The organism is Enterobacter cloacae complex sp. 6730903 (assembly GCF_048283985.1).
Classification (GTDB): domain Bacteria; phylum Pseudomonadota; class Gammaproteobacteria; order Enterobacterales; family Enterobacteriaceae; genus Enterobacter; species Enterobacter hormaechei_C.
Map to the genome: position 1 here is coordinate 1 of NZ_JBLVXX010000199.1, position 303 is coordinate 303.

Below are 303 nucleotides of genomic sequence, written 5' to 3' on the forward strand. Positions count from 1 at the left end.
CACACAGATTGTCTGATGAAAAGTAAATAGCAAGGCGTCTTGCGATTGAGACTGTACGTCCCCTTCGTCTAGAGGCCCAGGACACCGCCCTTTCACGGCGGTAACAGGGGTTCGAATCCCCTAGGGGACGCCACTTGCTGGTTCGTGAGTGAAAGTCACCTGCCGTCATATCTCAAAACTGACTTGCGAGTCATGTTTGAGATATTTGCTCTTTAAAAATCTGGATCAAGCTGAAAATTGAAACGACACACAGCTCATGTGTGTTCGAGTCTCTCAAATTTTCGCAATCAGAAGTGAAACATC

At 46.9% G+C, this 303-nt stretch carries 1 tRNA gene; it reads left to right on the forward strand.

What is annotated here, in order from left to right:
* Nucleotides 1-57: 57 nt before the first annotated feature.
* Nucleotides 58-133, forward strand: a tRNA-Glu gene (locus ACNQ0W_RS25555).
* Nucleotides 134-303: the final 170 nt, after the last annotated feature.